Genomic DNA, 18,610 nt, shown 5'->3' on the forward strand with positions numbered 1-18,610 from the left:
CAGGAGGATGACGCCGGACGAAGGGACACCCACCATGCCACTCCCCCTGGCCCGGGTGACCACCCCGCCGGTCATAACTCTGTTCGATAGAGGCACTTGTGTGCCAGGCATCGGCGTTACGGCTGTGCCGCACGGGGCGGCTGTGGCCCCGCCCGTACGCCCACACCACCTCGCCACCCGCCCCCACCACCCCCCGGACCGCGCGCCGTCCCGCGCTCGCGCACGCACCGACGGCGCCCGGCTCGGGGCCCTGCTCCCCTACGGATTACGTCCTGCCCGGCCTCGTCGTCAAGAAGGTGACGGGCCGTTCGTACGCGGCCGAGGCCAAGGACCGCATCAGCGTCCCCCTCGGTCTCACCGGCACCTCCTCCCCCGGCGCACGCGCCGCGCTCCCCTCCCCGTACGGCCGGCGCGCACCGGCCACGGTGCGTCAGATCGGCACGATGTCCGGCGCACCGAGCCGCGCCGCGTCCGCCGTCTGGTCGTCCGGCTGCCGCTGCGACTCGCGCTCCGCCTCCACCCTCTTCTCGTAGTGCTCGACCTCCCGCTCGATCCGGTCCTTGTCCCAGCCGAGCACCGGCGCCATCAGCTCCGCGCACTCCCGCGCGCTGCGGGTGCCGCGGTCGAACGTCTCGATCGAGATCCGGGTCCGCCGCGTCAGTACGTCGTCGAGATGACGCGCCCCTTCGTGGGAGGCCGCGTAGACGATCTCGGCGCGCAGATAGTCGTCGGCGGCGGCCAGCGGCTCACCGAGACCCGGGTCCGCCGCGATCAGTTCGAGCAGTTCCTCGACGAGCGTCCCGTACCGGTTCAGCAGATGCTCCACGCGGGCGACATGGATCCCGGTCCGCGCGGCCATCCTCGCCCGCGCGTTCCACAGCGCGTGATACCCCTCGGCACCGAGCAGCGGCACATCCTCGGTGACGCACTCCGCCACCCGCTGGTCGAGGCCGTGCACCGCCTCGTCCACCGCGTCCTTGGCCATCACCCGGTACGTCGTGTACTTGCCACCGGCGACGACCACCATGCCGGGCACCGGATGCGCGACGGTGTGCTCGCGCGACAGCTTGCTGGTGGCGTCGGACTCCCCGGCGAGCAGCGGACGCAGTCCCGCGTACACCCCCTGTACGTCGTCCCTGGTCAGCGGCGTGTGCAGCACCGAATTCACATGTTCGAGCAGATAGTCGATATCTGCGCTGGAGGCCGCCGGATGGGCCTTGTCCAGATCCCAGTCGGTGTCGGTGGTGCCCACGATCCAGTGCCGGCCCCAGGGGATGACGAACAGCACCGATTTCTCGGTCCGCAGGATCAGCCCCGTCGTCGAGTGGATCCGGTCCTTGGGCACGACCAGATGGATGCCCTTGGAGGCCCGGACATGGAACTGCCCGCGCTCGGCGATCAGCGCCTGGGTGTCGTCCGTCCAGACCCCGGTGGCGTTGACGACCTGCTTGGCCCGGATCTCGTACTCCCCAGCCCCTTCCCGCCCTGAGCTCTCCACGTCCCTCACACGAGCCCCGACCACCCGCTCGCCCTCGCGCAGAAAGCCGATGACCCGCGCCCGGCTGGCGACATGCGCGCCATAGGTCGCCGCCGTACGCACCAGCGTCGCCACATAGCGCGCGTCGTCCATCTGCGCGTCGTAGTACTGCAACGCCCCCACCAGCGCGTCCTTCTTGAGGCAGGGCGCCACCCGCAGCGCGTGGCGCCGGGAGAGATGGCGGTGGACGGGCAGCCCGCGGCCGTGTCCTGACGAGACGGACATCGCGTCGTACAGCGCGACGCCCGAGCCCGCGTAGAGCCGCTCCCAGCCCTTGTGCCGCAACGGGTAGAGGAAGGGCACCGGCTTCACCAGATGGGGCGCCAGCTTCTCCAGCAGCAGCCCGCGTTCCTTGAGCGCCTCACGGACGAGCGCGAAGTCCAGCATCTCCAGATAGCGCAGCCCGCCATGGATCAGCTTGCTCGACCTGCTGGAGGTGCCGGACGCCCAGTCGCGCGCCTCGACGAGGCCGGTCGCCAGCCCTCGGGTCACGGCATCGAGGGCGGTCCCCGCTCCGACCACACCCGCGCCCACGACCAGCACGTCCAGTTCACGCTCGGCCATCGCCGCGAGCGCCTGGCCGCGCTCCGCAGGTCCCAGTGTCGCTGTTCTCACCGCTGCCTCCCGTCGTCCCCCGTGTGGTCGGGCTCACACCATCGATTCTGTCCGCACTCCACGACTTCAGCCACTGCCTGTGGATAACACCGGTCACACAGCTGTCGACGAATAGCGCCGTCCCTCTCGCGAAACGGACTTCCCCGGCCGCGTAATGCCGCATAACGGTCATATTTACGCCTAGTCTGACATTGCGCATGCCCATTCTGTCCACAGGGTTTGCGCTCTCTGTCCACTCCGGCTAAGGGAAGGGCGGTCATCGCCGTGCCCGCAGATCTCGCCGTCATCGGACTCGGCCATCTCGGCCTGCCCCTCGCCCACGCCGCCGTGGCCGCCGGTATCGAGACCATCGGCTTCGACACCGACCCGCGGCCCGTCGCCGAGCTGGCCGCCGGCCACTCCCCGGTCGACGGCCCGCTCACCGCCTCCGACGTACGCCGGATGCTCTCGGGGGGCTTCCGGCCGACCACCAACCCCACCGATCTCGGCCGGGTCCGTACGGCCGTCATCTGCGCGCCCACCCCGCTCGGCGCCGACCGCACCCCCGACCTGACCGCGATCGGCGACGCGGCCCGCGCGCTGGCCGCCCGGCTGCGCCCGCACACCACCGTGCTGCTGGAGTCACCCGCCGCGCCCGGCACCACCGAGGGATTCCTCCGCACCATCCTGGAGGAGGGCTCAGGACTGCGCGCCGGACGCGACTTCCATCTCGCCTACTCCCCCGGCCGGCTCGACCCCGGCAACCGCACGCACGGCTTCGCCAACACCCCCAAGGTGATCGGTGGCCTCACCCCCGCCTGCACCGAGTCGGCGGCGGCCTTCTACAGCCGCCTCACCGACAAGGTCGTCCGGGCGCGCGGACCGCGCGAGGCCGAGACGGTCAAGCTTCTCGAAACCAACTTCCGGCACGTCAACATCGCCCTGGTCAACGAGATGGCCGTGCTCTGCCATGACCTCGGCGTCGACCTCTGGGACGTCATCCGCTGCGCCGAGACCAAGCCCTTCGGCTTCCAGGCCTTCCGGCCGGGCCCCGGCGTCGGCGGCCATGGCGCGCCGATGGATCCCAGCTATCTGCCGCACGCCGGCCGCACGCCGGGCCATCCGCTGCGGATGGTCGGCCTCGCCCAGGAGATCAACTCCCGGATGCCGCAGTACGTCATCCAGCGCAGCGCCACCCTCCTCAACGAGCACGGCAAGTCCGCGCGCGGCGCCCGCGTACTGCTCCTCGGCGTCACCTACAAGCCCGACCTCGCCGACCAGGAGAACTCACCGGCCACCGAGATCGCCTGCCGGCTGATGGATCTGGGCGCCACCGTCAGCTACCACGATCCCTACGTCCCGGACTGGCGCGTACGCGAACTCCCCGTCCCACGCGCGGACTCGCTCTACGAGGCCGCCGCCAACGCGGATCTGACGGTGCTGCTCCAGCACCACCGCACGTACGACCTCCAAGGTCTGGCGGTCAAGGCGCAGTTGCTGCTGGACACCAGGGGCGCGAGCCCGGCGGGCGCCGCGTACCGCCTCTGAAACCGGGCGTACCACGCTGAAACCGGTACGGGACTGTCCGAGCCGACTGCTACTGTCCAGGGCCATCGAGCGCAGATCATGCGCACGACATTTTCCCTGGGGGGATTCTCAGCATGAGCCAGTCCGTTCCACCACCCGGCAACCCGTTCGCGGGCGGCGCCGTTCCGCCCGGCCCGTACACCCCGCCCCCACCGCCCGCGCCCGCGCGCGACAATCTCGCGCTCGGTCTGGTGGCGGCCCTGGTCGCCGCGCTCGTCGCCGGCGGGGTCTACGGCGGGATCGCCGGGGGCCTTGAGCGCGAGATCGGCTTCGCCGCCATCGGCGTCGGCTTCCTCGTCGGGTTCGCCGCCGGCAAGGTCGGCGGGCCCAACCCCGTACTGCCGGTCGTCGGCGCCGTGCTGTCCCTGGGCGCGGTCTACCTGGGCCAGCTCCTCGGCATCGCGATCATCGTCGCCAAGGAACTGAACGTGTCCACGACGGACGTCTTCCTCGACAACTTCGGTCTGCTGACCGAGGCGTGGAACGAGAGCAAGGACATCATGACGTTCCTGTTCTTCGCGCTCGCCGCCTTCGCGGCCTTCTCCGGAGCGAAGAAGGCCGCCGAATAAGGCGGCCCTTCACACAGCCGAATGCCCCGGGCCGCGCGACGCGGCCCGGGGCATTCCGCCTCAGAAGTCCTCACGAGTCCTCAGGAGTCATGAGCCCGACGCTCCTCAGCGGCGGTGCTGCGAGTCCGCCACCGTCACCTCGACGCGCTGGAACTCCTTGAGCTCGCTGTAGCCCGTCGTCGCCATGGCCCGCCTCAGCGCGCCGAAGAAGTTCATCGACCCGTCCGGGATGTGCGAGGGGCCGGTAAGGACCTCCTCCGTCGTCCCGACGATGCCCAGATCCACCAGCTTGCCGCGCGGCACGTCCTCGTGGACCGCCTCCATGCCCCAGTGGCGCCCCTTGCCCGGCGCGTCCGTGGCCCGCGCCAGCGGCGAGCCGATCATCACCGAGTCCGCTCCGCACGCGATCGCCTTGGGCAGATCACCCGACCAGCCGACCCCGCCGTCCGCGATGACATGCACATACCGGCCACCGGACTCGTCCATGTAGTCCCGGCGGGCCGCCGCGACATCCGCGACGGCGGTCGCCATCGGGACCTGGATGCCCAGCACATTGCGGGTGGTGTGCGCGGCGCCGCCGCCGAAGCCGACCAGCACGCCCGCCGCGCCCGTACGCATCAGATGCAGGGCCGCGGTGTACGTGGCGCAGCCGCCGACGATGACCGGCACATCCAGCTCGTAGATGAACTGCTTCAGGTTCAGCGGCTCCGCGGCCCCCGAGACATGCTCGGCGGAGACGGTCGTCCCGCGGATGACGAAGATGTCGACCCCGGCGTCCACCACGGCCTTGGAGAACTGCGCGGTGCGCTGCGGCGAGAGCGCGGCGGCCGTGACCACGCCCGATTCCCGCACCTCCTTGATGCGCTGCCCGATCAGCTCTTCCTTGATCGGCTCGGCGTAGATCTCCTGGAGCCTGCGGTTGGCGGTGGCCTCCTCAAGACCGGCGATCTCGTCGAGCAGCGGCTCCGGGTCCTCGTAGCGGGTCCACAGGCCCTCCAGGTTGAGCACCCCCAGACCGCCCATCTCACCGATCCGGATCGCGGTCCGCGGGGAGACGACGGAGTCCATGGGAGCGGCCAGGAAGGGCAGCTCGAACCGATAGGCGTCGATCTGCCAGGCGATCGAGACCTCCTTCGGGTCCCGGGTGCGCCGGCTGGGGACGACGGCGATGTCGTCGAAGGCGTACGCCCTGCGGCCGCGCTTGCCGCGCCCAATCTCGATCTCAGTCACGATGTGTGGCCTTTCCCTCTACGTCTGCCCGTCCAGTATCCCCGACGCGCCCGTGAGGGGCGGTCCCGGAAACCGGGGCCGCCCCTCACGGAAACATGTGCTTATCTCACGGTCTCAGTTCGCGGTGTAGTTCGGTGCCTCGACCGTCATCTGGATGTCGTGCGGGTGGCTTTCCTTGAGGCCCGCCGAGGTGATCCGTACGAAGCGGCCCTTGCGCTCCATCTCGTCGATGGAGGCGGCGCCCACGTACCCCATGGTCTGGCGCAGCCCGCCGACCAGCTGGTGCAGTACGGCGGCGAGCGGACCGCGGAAGGGGACCTGGCCCTCGATGCCCTCGGGCACCAGCTTGTCGTCCGAGGACACCTCGGCCTGGAAGTAGCGGTCCTTGGAGAACGAACGCCCCTGGCCGCGCGACTGCATCGCGCCGAGCGACCCCATGCCCCGGTACGACTTGAACTGCTTGCCGTTGATGAACTGGAGCTCGCCGGGCGACTCCTCGCAGCCCGCGAGCAGACTGCCCAGCATGACCGTGCTGGCTCCGGCGGCGAGCGCCTTGCCGATGTCGCCGGAGTACTGGAGGCCGCCGTCGCCGATGACCGGGATACCGGCGGCCTGACAGGCGACCGCCGCCTCGTAGATCGCCGTGACCTGCGGGACCCCGATACCGGCGACCACGCGGGTGGTGCAGATCGAGCCGGGTCCGACACCGACCTTGACGCCGTCCACACCCGCGTCGATCAACGCCTGGGCGCCCTCGCGGGTGGCGACATTGCCGCCGATGATGTCGACCGGGACACTCGACTTGATCTTGGACATCCAGCTGAGCGCGTTGCTGTTGTGACCGTGCGAAGTGTCCACGACCAGGAAGTCCACACCCGCCGCCACCAGCGCCTGGGCACGCTCCAGCGCCTCCGGGCTGGCCCCCACGGCGGCACCGACCAGCAGCCGGCCCTCCGCGTCCTTGGCCGCCTGCGGGTACTTCTCCGCCTTGACGAAGTCCTTGACCGTGATCAGGCCCTTGAGGATGCCCGCGTCGTCGACCAGCGGCAGCTTCTCGATCTTGTGCCGGCGCAGCAGCCCCATGGCGTCCACACCGGAGATGCCGACCTTGCCGGTGACCAGCGGCATCGGGGTCATGACCTCGCGCACCTGGCGCGTACGGTCCGGCTCGAAGGCCATGTCACGGTTGGTGACGATGCCGAGCAGCTTGCCCGCGCGGTCGGTGACCGGGACACCGCTGATCCGGAACTTGGCGCAGAGCTGGTCGGCCTCGGCGAGCGTCGCGTCGGGGTGCACCGTGATCGGGTCGGTGACCATGCCGGACTCGGAGCGCTTCACCAGATCGACCTGGTTGGCCTGGTCCGCGATGGAGAGATTGCGGTGCAGCACACCGACGCCGCCCTGCCGCGCCATGGCGATCGCCATCCGGGCCTCGGTGACCTTGTCCATCGCCGCGGACAGCAGCGGGATGTTCACCTTGACGTTCCGCGAGACCAGTGAGGCGGTGTCCACCTGGTTCGGCAGCACTTCCGAGGCCCCCGGAAGCAGCAGCACGTCGTCGTATGTCAGCCCGAGCGTCGCGAATTTCTCGGGCACTCCGTCGACGTTTGCAGTCATGACACCTTCCCCAAATGGCCTTGATCGGTGCGGATGTCCATGCTAACGGGCTTCGCGGGCCACTCATTCCACGATCGAGATCACCGATCGGCTTCGTATGTTCATACGTTCGCGGGCCTTCGAACGCCGCTCGCGGTGACCGCCGGGCGGGCGGACGCCGGTACGACCGCCGGTACGACCGTCCGTTCAGGAGCCCGGACGACCGCCCCGGTTCACTGCTCGGCCAGGGCCCGCAGCCTGCTGAGCGCGCGGTGCTGGGCGACCCGTACGGCGCCCGGCGACATCCCCAGCATCTGCCCGGTCTCCTCGGCGGTCAGCCCGACCGCGACCCGCAGCACCAGCAGCTCGCGCTGGTTCTCCGGCAGATTGGCGAGCAGTTTCTTGGCCCACTCCGCGTCACTGCTGAGCAGCGCGCGCTCCTCGGGGCCCAGGGAGTCGTCCGGCCGCTCGGGCATCTCGTCGGACGGCACAGCCGTGGATCCCGGGTGCCGCATGGCGGCGCGCTGGAGATCGGCGACCTTGTGCCCGGCGATGGCGAAGACGAACGCCTCGAAGGGCCGGCCGGTGTCGCGGTAGCGCGGCAGCGCCATGAGGACGGCGACACAGACTTCCTGTGCGAGGTCCTCCACGAAGTGCCGCGCGTCACCGGGCAGCCGGTTCAGTCGCGTACGGCAGTAACGCAGCGCGAGCGGATGGACCCGGGCCAGCAGATCGTGCGTGGCCTGTTCGTCGCCGTCGACGGCACGGTGAACGAGCGCACCAATCACCGTGGTCTCGTCATCGCGCATCGGTCCATGGTGCCTTGGCGGCTGCTGATCGGTGGCACCGCGTCCATAGTTGTGCACCGAAGCGTTATGAGCGGGTGCGGCAGAACTCATTTCCTGCGCTCTCCCCTCGCGCTCGTCCGACTCGTCCCCGAGGAACTCCACAACTCAAGGATGCGGCATCGCGCGGGAAACGAGTGTGTACGAGCGTACGTTGCCCCGCCCGCCGGGGGTCCACCGCGAGGGACACGGCGGAATCAGCGGCGGGCGGGGACGGCTACGGCGTGTCAGCGGACGAGGCCCCAGCGGAAGCCGAGCGCCACCGCGTGCGCGCGGTCCGAGGCGCCGAGCTTCTTGAAGAGCCGCCGGGCGTGTGTCTTGACCGTGTCCTCGGAGAGGAACAGCTCACGGCCGATCTCCGCGTTCGACCGGCCATGGCTCATGCCTTCGAGCACCTGGATCTCGCGCGCGGTGAGCGTGGGCGCCGCGCCCATCTCGGCCGAGCGGAGCCGGCGCGGCGCGAGCCGCCAGGTCGGATCGGCGAGCGCCTGTGTGACGGTCGCGCGCAGTTCGGCACGCGAGGCGTCCTTGTGGAGATAGCCGCGGGCACCGGCGGCGACCGCGAGCGCGACACCGTCCAGGTCCTCGGCGACGGTCAGCATGATGATCCGGGCGCCGGGGTCCGCCGAGAGCAGCCGGCGGACTGTCTCGACACCGCCCAGCCCCGGCATGCGTACATCCATCAGAATCAGGTCGGACCGGTCGGCACCCCAGCGGCGGAGGACTTCCTCGCCGTTGGCCGCGGTCGTCACGCGCTCGACGCCGGGCACGGTCGCGACCGCGCGGCGAAGCGCCTCTCGGGCAAGCGGGGAGTCGTCGCAGACGAGGACGGATGTCATGACCGTCCTCCGCAGCTGATGCGCGTCACCTTGAGCCTCCAGGCTGGGTACATATCGTCACCTGTGCGATTGACGCCCTCGGACATGCGCCCGAGCGCTCATTCTCTCAACCGCCTCGCACATTCAACGATGGTCACTCGAAAGAGTTACGGGTCGGACAGCCCTCTTCGACACTCCCTGTGAGGGGTCGCACACGGAGGAGAGCGCCAGGGGTTGACCGGTACCCAATCGGAGGTATGCCCCATTTAGCGGCTTTTCTTCACTTTTACTGGTGTCTGTGGCTAGATTCGCAATGAGTCATATTTACATCTACTTACATAGTAGATGTACGGTCGTGAGCACCGGTGCGTGTACGCGCCGGGCTCGTACCCGGCGTCCAAGCGGCCCGTATCCGCCTCAGCACGGTTTCAAGGGGACATGAGCAATGGCAGATTTCTCCCGCCTTCCCGGACCGAACGCAGACCTGTGGGACTGGCAGCTCCTCGCGGCATGTCGGGGTGTCGACAGTTCGCTCTTCTTCCACCCCGAAGGGGAAAGAGGCGCGGCACGAAGCGCGCGTGAGAACTCGGCGAAAGAGGTGTGCATGAGGTGCCCCGTCCGCGCGGAGTGCGCGGCACACGCCCTGGCGGTGCGGGAGCCGTACGGCGTGTGGGGCGGACTGACCGAGGACGAACGCGAGGAGCTGATGGGGCGGGCGCGGACCCGGCTGATCACGGCGTCGACCTCGGGTCACGGCACCGGCACCGGCACCGGCACCGGTCACGGCCAGGGCCACCACGGGAGCCACGAGAACGGCTGACCGTCCGCCGCCGCATGAGCGAAGAAACGTTCCTCCAGGTAAGGCCACACCGCACATCCCGCACCACCCCCCTGCGGCGCCCTCTCAGCGCGCGCCCGCCAGGACCAGCTGATCCAGCGTCGCCGCCACGGCCGGGACCTGAGCGAGATCGGGCAGGGTCAGCGCGACGATCTCCCGGTGAACGGACGGCTCGACAGCGAGCGTACGAACGCCCTCGGTACGTACGGACTCCATCGCCAGCTCCGGCAGCACCGCCACCCCCAGCCCCGCCGCGACCAGGCCGATCACGGCCGGATAGTCATCCGTCGCGAAGTCGATCCGGGGCGTGAATCCCGCCGCCTCACACGCGTCGACCAGCTGGGTACGACAGCGGGGACAGCCCGCGATCCAGGACTCGGCGGCCAGCTCGGCGATCGCGACCGTACCGGCGTCCGCGAGCCGGTGATCCTCGGGGACCAGACCGACGAGCCGGTCCACGAGCAGCGGGCGCACGACGAGGTCGTCCCACTCCGCGCCGGAGCCGCCGTACCGGAACGCCAGCGCCACATCGCACTCACCGTCCCGCAGCATCACCGCCGAACTCGGCGGCTCGGCCTCGACCAGCGAGACGCGCGTGCCCGGATGGGCCGCGCGCAGGGCGGCCAGCGCGGTCGGCACCAGCGTGGAACTGCCGCTGGGGAAGGACACCAGTCTGACCCGGCCGGCCCGCAGCCCGGCGATGGCCGCGATCTCCTCCTCCGCCGCGGTGAGTCCGGCGAGGATGCCCGTCGCGTGCCGTACCAGCGCCTCGCCGGCCTGCGTCAGCCGCATCTCGCGGCCGGTACGGACGATCAGCGGGGTGCCCGCGGACGATTCGAGCGCCTTCATCTGCTGGCTGACGGCCGGCTGCGTACAGCCCAGTTCACGGGCCGCGGCGGAGAAGGAGCCCGTGGCGGCCACGGTGCGCAGGACACGGAGATGACGGGCTTCGATCACCCTTCGAGTATAAGTGCATCTTTGGGGTAGCGATGAGTAATGGGTGGAATCTTTGAGAGTGGGGTGGATAGCGTGGCGCGTATGAAGCTTCTGACCGTGAATGTGGGGCGGCCGACGGCCGTGGAGTACACGGACGCCCCGGGCGGGTTCACCGGGATCGACAAGCGTCCGACCGACGGTCCGGTCCGGGTGTCGGATCCCGGGTCCAAGGGCGAGGGCGGCAGCGGCGTCGCCGGTGACACGGTCTGCGATCTGCGCCATCACGGCGGCTCCGACCAGGCGGTGTACGCGTTCGCCAGGGAGGATCTGGACTTCTGGGAGCGGGAGTTGGGACGGCCGCTGGCCAATGGCGCCTTCGGGGAGAATCTCACCACGTCCGGCGTGGACATCATGGGCGCCAGGATCGGCGAGCGCTGGCGTATCGGCTCCGAGGTGGTGCTGGAGACGACGAGCGGGCGGATTCCGTGCCGTACGTTCCAGGGCTGGCTCGGCGAGAAGGGCTGGGTGCGGCGGTTCACCGGGCAGGCCGTGACCGGTGCGTATCTGCGCGTCATCACCCCAGGCGAGATCCGCGCGGGCGATCCGATCGAGATCGTCCACCGGCCGGACCATGAGGTGACGGTCTCCCTGGCCTTCCGCGCCGTCACCACCGAGCGCGAGCTGCTGCCACGGGTTCTCGCCGCCGGTGAGGCCCTGCACGCCGAGGAGTTGAGGACTGCGCGGGAGTACGTCGAGAAATACACCACGGAGAACGCCGCGAAGTAACCCATTCCCGGGCGTCGCCGGGTCCGCCCGCGCAGGCACTAACGTGCCTGCGTATGACGACTGCTCTGATTACCGGCGCGACAGCGGGGATCGGCGCCGCCTTCGCTCGGCGGCTGGCCTCGGACGGACACAATCTCGTCCTGGTGGCCCGCGACACCGAGCGTTTGCGGGCCCAGGCCACCGAACTGCACGACCGGCACGGCATTGAAGCCGAGGTGCTGACCGCCGACCTCTCCACCGACCACGGGATCGCCTCGGTGGAGAAGCGGCTCTCGGACCGCAAGCAGCCGGTCGATCTGCTGGTCAACAACGCGGGGTTCGGCAACAAGGGACGATTCCTCGATGTCTCGATGGCCGACGAACTGACCATGCTGAAGGTGCACTGCGAGGCGGTGCTGCGGCTGACCTCGGCGGCGGTCCCCGGGATGAAGGCGCGCGGCCGGGGCGGGGTCGTCAATGTGGCGTCGGTGGCGGCGTTCGTACCGCGCGGGACATACGGCGCCTCGAAGGCCTGGGTCGTGCAGTTCACCCAGGGCGTGGCGCGGGATCTGGCCGGGTCGGGCGTACGGCTGATGGCGCTGTGCCCCGGTTTCGTGCGGACCGAGTTCCATGAGCGGGCCGGGATGGGCACGGACAACATCCCGGGCTGGATGTGGCTGGACGCGGACAAGCTGGTGGCCGCCGCGCTGGCGGACCTGGCGCGCGGCAAGACCGTGTCCGTACCGGATCCGCGCTACAAGGCGATGATGGGAGCGGTGAAGCTGGCCCCGCGCGGGCTGCTCGGCGGGATCACCTCGAAGACCGGCCGCAAGTACGGCCCGCGGTAAGCGATCACGCACGAGGCCCGGTACCCCCGTGGAGGGATACCGGGCCTCGGTGCGTTCGTCCGGCCGGACGCCGGACGGCTACGCGCCTCGCGACATCAGTGGCTGTGGCCGTGGCCGCCGTGACCCGCGTCGGCCTCTTCCTCGGCCGGCTTCTCGACGACCAGGGTCTCGGTCGTGAGCAGCAGCGAGGCGATGGACGCGGCGTTCTCCAGGGCGGAGCGCGTGACCTTGACCGGGTCGATGACGCCGGCCTTCACCAGGTCGACGTACTCGCCGGTCGCGGCGTTGAAGCCGTTGCCCTTGTCCAGCTCCGCCACCTTGGAGGTGATGACGTAGCCCTCAAGACCGGCGTTCTCGGCGATCCAGCGCAGCGGCTCGACGACGGCGCGGCGGACGACCGCGACACCGGTGGCCTCGTCGCCCTCCTTGCCGAGGTTGCCTTCGAGCACCTTGGCGGCGTGCACCAGAGCGGAGCCACCACCGGAGACGATGCCCTCCTCGACCGCGGCGCGGGTCGCGGAGATGGCGTCCTCCAGACGGTGCTTCTTCTCCTTCAGCTCCACCTCGGTGGCGGCGCCGACCTTGATCACGCACACGCCGCCGGCCAGCTTCGCGAGGCGCTCCTGAAGCTTCTCGCGGTCCCAGTCGGAGTCCGTGGACTCGATCTCGGCCTTGATCTGGTTGACCCGGCCGGCGACGTCGGTGGAGTTGCCGCCACCGTCGACGATGGTCGTGTCGTCCTTGGAGATGGTGACGCGGCGGGCGGAGCCCAGCACGTCCAGACCGGCCTGGTCGAGCTTGAGGCCGACCTCCTCGGCGATGACGGTCGCACCGGTGAGGGTGGCGATGTCGCCGAGCATGGCCTTGCGGCGGTCACCGAAGCCGGGGGCCTTCACCGCGACGGCGTTGAACGTGCCGCGGATCTTGTTGACGACGAGGGTGGAGAGCGCCTCGCCCTCGACGTCCTCGGCGATGATCAGCAGCGGCTTGGAGCCACCCGCCTGGATGACCTTCTCCAGCAGCGGCAGCAGGTCCTGGATGCTGGCGATCTTGCCCTGGTGGATCAGGATGTACGGGTCGTCGAGGACGGCCTCCATACGCTCCTGGTCGGTCACCATGTACGGGGACAGGTAGCCCTTGTCGAAGGCCATGCCCTCGGTGAAGTCCAGCTCCAGACCGAAGGTGTTGGACTCCTCGACGGTGATGACACCGTCCTTGCCGACCTTGTCCATCGCCTCGGCGATCAGCTCGCCGACCTGCTCGTCCTGGGCGGAGAGCGCGGCGACGGCGGCGATGTCGGACTTGTCGTCGATCGGGCGGGCGGTCGCGAGGAGCTCGTCGGACACGGCCTTGACCGCGGCGTCGATGCCCTTCTTGAGGGCGGCCGGGGAGGCGCCCGCGGCGACATTGCGCAGGCCCTCGCGGACCAGCGCCTGGGCCAGCACGGTGGCGGTGGTGGTGCCGTCACCCGCGATGTCGTTGGTCTTGGTCGCCACCTCCTTCACCAGCTGGGCGCCGAGGTTCTCGTACGGGTCCTCGACCTCGACCTCACGGGCGATCGTGACACCGTCGTTGGTGATGGTGGGGGCGCCGAACTTCTTGTCGATGACGACATTGCGGCCCTTGGGGCCGATCGTCACCTTCACCGTGTCGGCAAGCTTGTTGACGCCGCGCTCAAGGGCGCGACGGGCGTCCTCGTCGAACTTCAGGATCTTCGCCATGGGAGCTTCTCTGTCCTCTCAATGAACCGCGCCCCTGTCCGCCCGGCTGTCGCAGGGTGGCCAGGGGCGCGGTCCACAAGCAATTAGGTGAATTACTTCTCGATGATCGCGAGAACGTCGCGAGCCGAGAGGACGAGGTACTCCTCGCCGCTGTACTTCACTTCGGTGCCGCCGTACTTGCTGTACAGAACGACATCGCCGACGGAGACGTCGAGCGGAAGCCGCTCGCCGTTCTCGAATCGGCCCGGGCCCACGGCCAGGACGACGCCCTCCTGGGGCTTCTCCTTGGCGGTGTCCGGGATAACCAGGCCAGAGGCCGTGGTCTGCTCGGCGTCGAGCGGCTGGACCACGATGCGGTCCTCAAGCGGCTTGATGGCAACCTTGGTGCTGGCGGTCGTCACGATCCGACCTCCCCCTTCGGAGATCTCACGGGGTTAACTGTCTGAGGGTGGCGACCGAATAGATCCGTCGTCGCGGGTGCCGGACCTGTCAGTCGCGCTTTGGCACTCTCCAGTGGGGAGTGCCAGACCCGAGACTATGACCGGGATTAGCACTCGGTCAAGCGGAGTGCCAATGAGCGCGGTCGTGGCGGATCTTTCCCGGACGGAGAAGCGGCTCCCGGGCCGGGGTTCCTCACGGGTCGGGCAGGACCGAAGGGCAGTGCCGCAGCGGTGGCGACGGCGGCAAAGGGTTGGAGAACGGCGGGGACGGCGGGAACGGCGGCGAAGGCGGTGGCGCGGGCGACATCTCGTGCAGCCCGCAGACGGGGCGTACGGGAGCGCCTGCGGCGGACGGGGACGAGGACGGGGGCACGGGCATCGCCCCCGCTCCCGAACTCGCTCCCGAACCCGGACCCGGCGCGGCCGAGCCGGCCCCCGCTCCCTGCCCCGCCTTCGATCCAGGTCCGGGACCCGGTAGCGGCACAGGCACCGAGGGCGTGACCGAGTCATGCGGATTCACCCGCTGCGCCGCCTTGCGGCCGAGTCGCTCGATCGGGTCCATCGGGTCCATCGCGCCGGACGACTGCGCGCAGCCGGCCGCGAGGAGCGCACCGGCTGCCAGCACCCCGGCCAGCAGCCGGTGCGCGGGTCTCATACGTAGTCCTCCAGCCGGCCCACGGCGTATCCCTTGTCGGTGACGACCTTCATCACATGGCGGATCATGTCGGGCATCGAGCCCTTCCACTCGTCCCGTCCGCGGAAGTGGGTCAGGATGATGTCGCCGGGGTGCATGTCCCGGTCCCACTCGCGCCACTCCATGTGGTCGGGGAACGCCTCGGACGCCCAGATCGGCGCGGCCTTGATCCCGCACTCCTTCGCGGCGCGCAGCGTGTCGGCGTTGTAGTTGCCGTACGGCGGCCGGAAGAGCGTGGGCCGCTTCCCGTAGTTCCTCTCCAGCAGGTCCTGCTGGCCGCAGATCTCCCGCTTCTGCTCCTCGTACGACAGCCCCGGCATGTAGGGGTGGTTGAGGGTGTGGTTCTGGATGGCGACCCCGCGGTCCCGCATCTGCCCGAAGTAGCCGTAGTTGTTGTTGATGACGTAATCGCTGAGGAAGGCGGTGTAGGGGATCTTCAGTTCGCTCATCATCCGCAGCAGTTCGGGGTCCTTCTCGGAACCGTCGTCCATCGTCAGGAAGACGACCTTCTTGCCGTCGACCGGAACGGTGGTGAACAGCGGCGGCAGATCCTCGCCACCCTCGACCTCGAAGCCCTCACGGGTGCTGATCTCCGGCTTGACAGCGGGCGGCCTGGGCGCGGCCAGGGGGGTGCTCTCAAGCCCCCACTTCTTCGCGGCGACGGCGCGCTCGGCCTGGACGCGGCGTACGTTCTCGGGGGAGTAGAGCGCGTCCAGTTCGGCCGCCGTCTGCTCGCCCGGCACCCCGGGGGCGGCGGCGGGCTGGCCCGGCTTGCCTGCGGCGGGCGTGCCGGGCGCGGGCTTCACCGGTTCGGCGGAGCGGTCGGTACATCCCGAGCCGAGGGCTGCGACCAGCAGCGCGGCCAGAACCGTACGGCCGCGCCATCGCCTGGTTTCCCGCCTCGTTACCGGTGCGCGATATGCGGCCTGTGTGGACATCTCTTCTTTTTGTCGTACTAGCTGCATGGCGTCGCATCCTGTCAGCGCGCGGAGCCCGCGAGCACCCGACACCGCCGCCCCGACGTGTACCGTCCCCCGGCTGGCCCACAATGGGGCGGGTGACCGACCGCGCCTCCTCCCCCGCCGCCTCGCCCCCTCCCGGACCGGCTGCTGCCACGCCGCTCCTCGCGCCCCTCCTCTCCGCCGAGGGGCAGGCGCTGCTCGCCGAGTTGCGCGACCACGACCCGGCTCAGGAACTCGCCCTCGCCACCCGGCTGCGCCGTGAGCACCCGGCCGAGCTGGTGTCGGCGGCGCTGGCGCAGGCGCGGCTGCGCCAGCGCGGGGTGGCGAAGTTCGGCGCGGCCGACGCGTACCGCATGTACTTCACGCCGAACGGCGTCGAACAGGCCACGCGCGGCAGCGTCGCCGCCCACCGGGCCGCCCGGTTCCGCGCCCTCGCAGCGGACTCCGGGGACTCCAGGGACTCCGGGGACTCCAGGGTCACGGACCTCTGCTGCGGCATCGGCGGTGACGCGATCGAACTGGCCCGCGCGGGACTCGCCGTGACGGCGGTCGATCTCGACCCGCTGACCTGCGAGATCGCCCTCACCAATGTGCGCACCCTGGCACCGGAAGGGCCGCCCGTGACGGTGACCAGGGCGGATGTCCTGGAGTACGACACGACCGGGGCCGACGCCCTCTTCATCGACCCCGCACGGCGCGGCGGGCGGGGCAGGATCTTCGATCCGGAGGCGTACTCACCGCCGCTGTCCTGGGCCGTCGACGCGGTACGGCGGGTCGGCGCGGGCGCGGTCAAGATCGCGCCCGGCATTCCGCACGAACTGATCCCCGACGACTTCGAGGTCGAGTGGATCTCGGACGGCGGCGATGTGAAGGAAGCGGTGCTCTGGCACCGGCGCGAGGGCGGACAGGCGCCCCTGGGCGAGCGCGGGCACGATGCCCCGGAGGCCGTCGTCCCCGGTGCGCGCCGCGCCACCCTCCTGCCGTCCGGCGCCACCCTCACCGGCCGCGGACTCCCCGATCCGCCCGTCCGCCCCCTCGGCCGTTATCTGTACGAGCCGGACGGCGCCGTCATCCGCGCGCATCTGGTCGCCGAGGTCGCCGAGGACCTGGACGGCGGACTGCTCGACGAGACGATCGCCTACATCACGGCCGACGAACCGCGCCCGACACCGTTCGCCACCGCATACGAGATCACCGACCAACTCCCCTTCGGGCTCAAGAAGCTGAAGGCCCTGCTGCGCGAACGCGAGGTCGGCGTGCTGACCGTGAAGAAGCGCGGCTCGGCGGTGGAACCGGAGGAGTTGCGCCGGCGGCTCAAACTCAAGGGCCCCCACGCGGCCACGGTCTTCCTCACCAGGGTCGCGGGCGCCCCCACGATGCTCATCGGCCATCCGGTGTAACGGGCCCGGAGCGGGGCCAGTTGACGGCGGGGCCAGTTGACGGCGGGAAGGACGAGCGGTCCGATCAGTCCAGGTCGGTCAGCTCGTCCGCGTAGATCTGTGACAGCGGCTGCGGACCGATGTACTGCTGGCAGTTGCACTGCCGGCGCTCGTACCGCAGGGGCTTCTTGTTCTCGTCCCACTCCATCGGCACCTCCACGTCCTCGTGGCACTTGCCCCGCTTGTCATGCTTCGCCAGATGGTGGGTGCAGCCGCAGACCGGCTCCGGGGGCTTGTTGGCCTCTTCAATGGCCAGCCGCTCGTGCTCCTGGAGTTTGAAGCGCTCGATTCTTCGTTCATGCCGGGTTCGGAGCGCGGTGCGGCCGGTGTCGGCGATCCAGCCGAAGCCGCCCACGATGAAGAAGACGAATATCCACCAAATCCATTCCATCCGCCGCCCCTTAACCCTGAATGGCGCATGCGTTCCCCTTCAGGATAGGACGGACACGGCGGGACTGGCCTCAGCGGTGCGCTCCCCCGCCCCTGCGGACCGGTACCGACCTCATCAGCAGCCGCTCCGACCAGCATTGATGTCTGACCGACGGGACCAGCCCGAGCAGCCCGGTCACCAGGAGGGTGACGCCGAGCCCCAGCGCGTACGCGGTCTCACCCAGCGTGGCCATTTCGCGGCCACCCACGCCCCCGGTCCCGGCCTCGGACACGGCGCGGCCGGTCAGCCACACCCCCACCAGGCACAGCAGCACCGACGGCAGCAGCCACATCACGGACCGCCCGTGCGCCCCCAGACGCGGGTCCGTCACGGGTTCCGGGGCGAAGCGTGCCCAGGCCTCCAGGCGCTCCCGTACGGCCCGGCCCCGGCTCAGCCAGAAGCCGACCCCGACCGCCGCCGGGATCAGAAGAACAGCCGCGAGCGTCAGCGCCACCACTCCGGCAGGCAGACCGAGGCCGCCCCCCTCGAAGCTCTGTATCGCCGTCCCCACAGCCGCCCAGCCGACCACGGCGAGCGCCGCCGTCAGCCAGAGCGCCACCAGCCGCCCGAAGGAGAGACCGCGCCTGCTCAGCACCACCATGACCTGGGCCCGCTCGGCGAGCCGCGTCGCCCGGTCGGGCCAGGTGCCCTCCTCCGGGGACGGTGGGGGCGGCGGCAGCGGAGCGCGGCTGATCATTCGCCAGAGGTTAGCGGTGCGGAGAGGCGTCGACGGCGCGGGGTCGGCCCCGGTGACACTCCGT

The 18,610-nt window shown here is 70.0% G+C and carries 19 protein-coding genes; 7 read left to right on the forward strand and 12 right to left on the reverse strand.

Going from position 1 to position 18,610, the window contains the following annotated elements; genetic code table 11:
* The first annotated feature begins 98 nt into the window (after nucleotides 1-98).
* On the forward strand, nucleotides 99-533 hold the full coding sequence (locus M1203_RS38995; protein WP_308404836.1) for a hypothetical protein: 435 nt from the start codon (nucleotides 99-101) through the stop codon (nucleotides 531-533).
* Here the strand turns inward: M1203_RS38995 and M1203_RS05165 are convergent.
* Nucleotides 431-2,152 (reverse strand): glycerol-3-phosphate dehydrogenase/oxidase, encoded by a 1,722-nt coding sequence (locus tag M1203_RS05165; protein WP_249948288.1) that lies wholly within the window; start codon nucleotides 2,150-2,152, stop codon nucleotides 431-433. The genes M1203_RS38995 and M1203_RS05165 overlap by 103 nt on opposite strands.
* Nucleotides 2,153-2,416: 264 nt before the next feature.
* Between M1203_RS05165 and M1203_RS05170 the strand changes: the two genes are divergently transcribed.
* Nucleotides 2,417-3,679 (forward strand): nucleotide sugar dehydrogenase, encoded by a 1,263-nt coding sequence (locus M1203_RS05170; RefSeq protein ID WP_249948289.1) that lies wholly within the window; start codon nucleotides 2,417-2,419, stop codon nucleotides 3,677-3,679.
* Between the two features lie 113 nt (nucleotides 3,680-3,792).
* Nucleotides 3,793-4,287 (forward strand): hypothetical protein, encoded by a 495-nt coding sequence (locus M1203_RS05175; RefSeq protein WP_249948290.1) that lies wholly within the window; start codon nucleotides 3,793-3,795, stop codon nucleotides 4,285-4,287.
* A gap of 105 nt (nucleotides 4,288-4,392) precedes the next feature.
* On the opposite strand, the gene M1203_RS05180 is transcribed toward M1203_RS05175, so the two are convergent.
* From M1203_RS05180 to M1203_RS05195, 4 genes are all read right to left on the reverse strand, one after another.
* Entirely contained in the window at nucleotides 4,393-5,517 is a 1,125-nt protein-coding gene (locus M1203_RS05180; RefSeq protein ID WP_249948291.1) for a GuaB3 family IMP dehydrogenase-related protein, read from the reverse strand.
* A 114-nt stretch (nucleotides 5,518-5,631) separates the two neighbouring features.
* A complete protein-coding gene (guaB, locus tag M1203_RS05185; RefSeq protein WP_249948292.1) occupies nucleotides 5,632-7,134 on the reverse strand; it encodes an IMP dehydrogenase in 1,503 nt (500 codons plus the stop codon).
* 212 nt (nucleotides 7,135-7,346) lie between these two features.
* Nucleotides 7,347-7,922 (reverse strand): sigma-70 family RNA polymerase sigma factor, encoded by a 576-nt coding sequence (locus tag M1203_RS05190; protein WP_030351487.1) that lies wholly within the window; start codon nucleotides 7,920-7,922, stop codon nucleotides 7,347-7,349.
* Between the two features lie 263 nt (nucleotides 7,923-8,185).
* The gene (locus M1203_RS05195) at nucleotides 8,186-8,797 is read right to left on the reverse strand and encodes a response regulator transcription factor (protein ID WP_003948568.1); all 612 of its coding nucleotides are present in this window, start codon (nucleotides 8,795-8,797) and stop codon (nucleotides 8,186-8,188) included.
* Nucleotides 8,798-9,221: 424 nt separating this feature from the next.
* Between M1203_RS05195 and M1203_RS05200 the strand changes: the two genes are divergently transcribed.
* The gene (locus M1203_RS05200) at nucleotides 9,222-9,596 is read left to right on the forward strand and encodes a WhiB family transcriptional regulator (protein WP_249948293.1); all 375 of its coding nucleotides are present in this window, start codon (nucleotides 9,222-9,224) and stop codon (nucleotides 9,594-9,596) included.
* Nucleotides 9,597-9,680: 84 nt separating this feature from the next.
* Here the strand turns inward: M1203_RS05200 and M1203_RS05205 are convergent, their stop codons facing one another.
* Nucleotides 9,681-10,571 (reverse strand): LysR family transcriptional regulator, encoded by an 891-nt coding sequence (locus tag M1203_RS05205; protein ID WP_249948294.1) that lies wholly within the window; start codon nucleotides 10,569-10,571, stop codon nucleotides 9,681-9,683.
* An 81-nt stretch (nucleotides 10,572-10,652) separates the two neighbouring features.
* Here M1203_RS05205 and M1203_RS05210 point away from each other — a divergent pair, with 81 nt between their 5' ends.
* Nucleotides 10,653-11,336, forward strand: coding sequence for an MOSC domain-containing protein (locus M1203_RS05210; RefSeq protein WP_249948295.1), 684 nt, complete (start codon nucleotides 10,653-10,655; stop codon nucleotides 11,334-11,336).
* A gap of 53 nt (nucleotides 11,337-11,389) precedes the next feature.
* The gene (locus tag M1203_RS05215; RefSeq protein ID WP_249948296.1) at nucleotides 11,390-12,163 is read left to right on the forward strand and encodes an SDR family oxidoreductase; all 774 of its coding nucleotides are present in this window, start codon (nucleotides 11,390-11,392) and stop codon (nucleotides 12,161-12,163) included.
* A gap of 95 nt (nucleotides 12,164-12,258) precedes the next feature.
* Here M1203_RS05215 and groL read toward each other — a convergent pair whose 3' ends face one another.
* From groL to M1203_RS05235, 4 genes are all read right to left on the reverse strand, one after another.
* Nucleotides 12,259-13,884 carry a chaperonin GroEL gene (gene groL / locus M1203_RS05220; RefSeq protein WP_249948297.1) on the reverse strand — a complete coding sequence of 542 codons (1,626 nt, stop codon included), beginning with the start codon at nucleotides 13,882-13,884 and terminating at the stop codon, nucleotides 12,259-12,261.
* 92 nt (nucleotides 13,885-13,976) lie between these two features.
* Nucleotides 13,977-14,285: a co-chaperone GroES gene (gene groES / locus M1203_RS05225; RefSeq protein ID WP_023539274.1), complete on the reverse strand. Its 309-nt coding sequence runs from the start codon at nucleotides 14,283-14,285 to the stop codon at nucleotides 13,977-13,979.
* 232 nt (nucleotides 14,286-14,517) lie between these two features.
* Nucleotides 14,518-14,979, reverse strand: a complete 462-nt coding sequence (locus M1203_RS05230; RefSeq protein WP_249948298.1) for a hypothetical protein — start codon at nucleotides 14,977-14,979, stop codon at nucleotides 14,518-14,520.
* Nucleotides 14,976-15,983 (reverse strand): polysaccharide deacetylase family protein, encoded by a 1,008-nt coding sequence (locus M1203_RS05235; RefSeq protein ID WP_374401951.1) that lies wholly within the window; start codon nucleotides 15,981-15,983, stop codon nucleotides 14,976-14,978. The genes M1203_RS05230 and M1203_RS05235 overlap by 4 nt, the downstream gene beginning before the upstream one ends.
* Nucleotides 15,984-16,066: 83 nt before the next feature.
* Here M1203_RS05235 and M1203_RS05240 point away from each other — a divergent pair, with 83 nt between their 5' ends.
* Entirely contained in the window at nucleotides 16,067-17,380 is a 1,314-nt protein-coding gene (locus tag M1203_RS05240) for an SAM-dependent methyltransferase (protein ID WP_249948300.1), read from the forward strand.
* Nucleotides 17,381-17,444: 64 nt separating this feature from the next.
* Here M1203_RS05240 and M1203_RS05245 read toward each other — a convergent pair whose 3' ends face one another.
* Both M1203_RS05245 and M1203_RS05250 read right to left on the reverse strand, forming a co-directional pair.
* Nucleotides 17,445-17,810: a hypothetical protein gene (locus M1203_RS05245; protein WP_249948301.1), complete on the reverse strand. Its 366-nt coding sequence runs from the start codon at nucleotides 17,808-17,810 to the stop codon at nucleotides 17,445-17,447.
* Nucleotides 17,811-17,880: 70 nt separating this feature from the next.
* On the reverse strand, nucleotides 17,881-18,546 hold the full coding sequence (locus M1203_RS05250; RefSeq protein WP_249948302.1) for a hypothetical protein: 666 nt from the start codon (nucleotides 18,544-18,546) through the stop codon (nucleotides 17,881-17,883).
* Nucleotides 18,547-18,610 lie beyond the last annotated feature (64 nt).

It is taken from the genome of Streptomyces sp. 35G-GA-8, assembly GCF_023534745.1.
GTDB lineage: Bacteria > Actinomycetota > Actinomycetes > Streptomycetales > Streptomycetaceae > Streptomyces.

Coding starts and splice junctions, on each gene's coding strand:
- M1203_RS05175 (WP_249948290.1), top strand. CDS start 3,793: ATGAGCCAGTCCGTTCCACCACCCGGCAACCCGTTCGCGGGCGGCGCC.
- guaB (WP_249948292.1), bottom strand. CDS start 7,134: ATGACTGCAAACGTCGACGGAGTGCCCGAGAAATTCGCGACGCTCGGG.
- M1203_RS05190 (WP_030351487.1), bottom strand. CDS start 7,922: ATGCGCGATGACGAGACCACGGTGATTGGTGCGCTCGTTCACCGTGCC.
- M1203_RS05195 (WP_003948568.1), bottom strand. CDS start 8,797: ATGACATCCGTCCTCGTCTGCGACGACTCCCCGCTTGCCCGAGAGGCG.
- M1203_RS05200 (WP_249948293.1), top strand. CDS start 9,222: ATGGCAGATTTCTCCCGCCTTCCCGGACCGAACGCAGACCTGTGGGAC.
- M1203_RS05210 (WP_249948295.1), top strand. CDS start 10,653: ATGAAGCTTCTGACCGTGAATGTGGGGCGGCCGACGGCCGTGGAGTAC.
- M1203_RS05215 (WP_249948296.1), top strand. CDS start 11,390: ATGACGACTGCTCTGATTACCGGCGCGACAGCGGGGATCGGCGCCGCC.
- groL (WP_249948297.1), bottom strand. CDS start 13,884: ATGGCGAAGATCCTGAAGTTCGACGAGGACGCCCGTCGCGCCCTTGAG.
- M1203_RS05230 (WP_249948298.1), bottom strand. CDS start 14,979: ATGAGACCCGCGCACCGGCTGCTGGCCGGGGTGCTGGCAGCCGGTGCG.
- M1203_RS05235 (WP_374401951.1), bottom strand. CDS start 15,983: ATGCAGCTAGTACGACAAAAAGAAGAGATGTCCACACAGGCCGCATAT.
- M1203_RS05240 (WP_249948300.1), top strand. CDS start 16,067: ATGGGGCGGGTGACCGACCGCGCCTCCTCCCCCGCCGCCTCGCCCCCT.
- M1203_RS05245 (WP_249948301.1), bottom strand. CDS start 17,810: ATGGAATGGATTTGGTGGATATTCGTCTTCTTCATCGTGGGCGGCTTC.
- M1203_RS05250 (WP_249948302.1), bottom strand. CDS start 18,546: ATGATCAGCCGCGCTCCGCTGCCGCCGCCCCCACCGTCCCCGGAGGAG.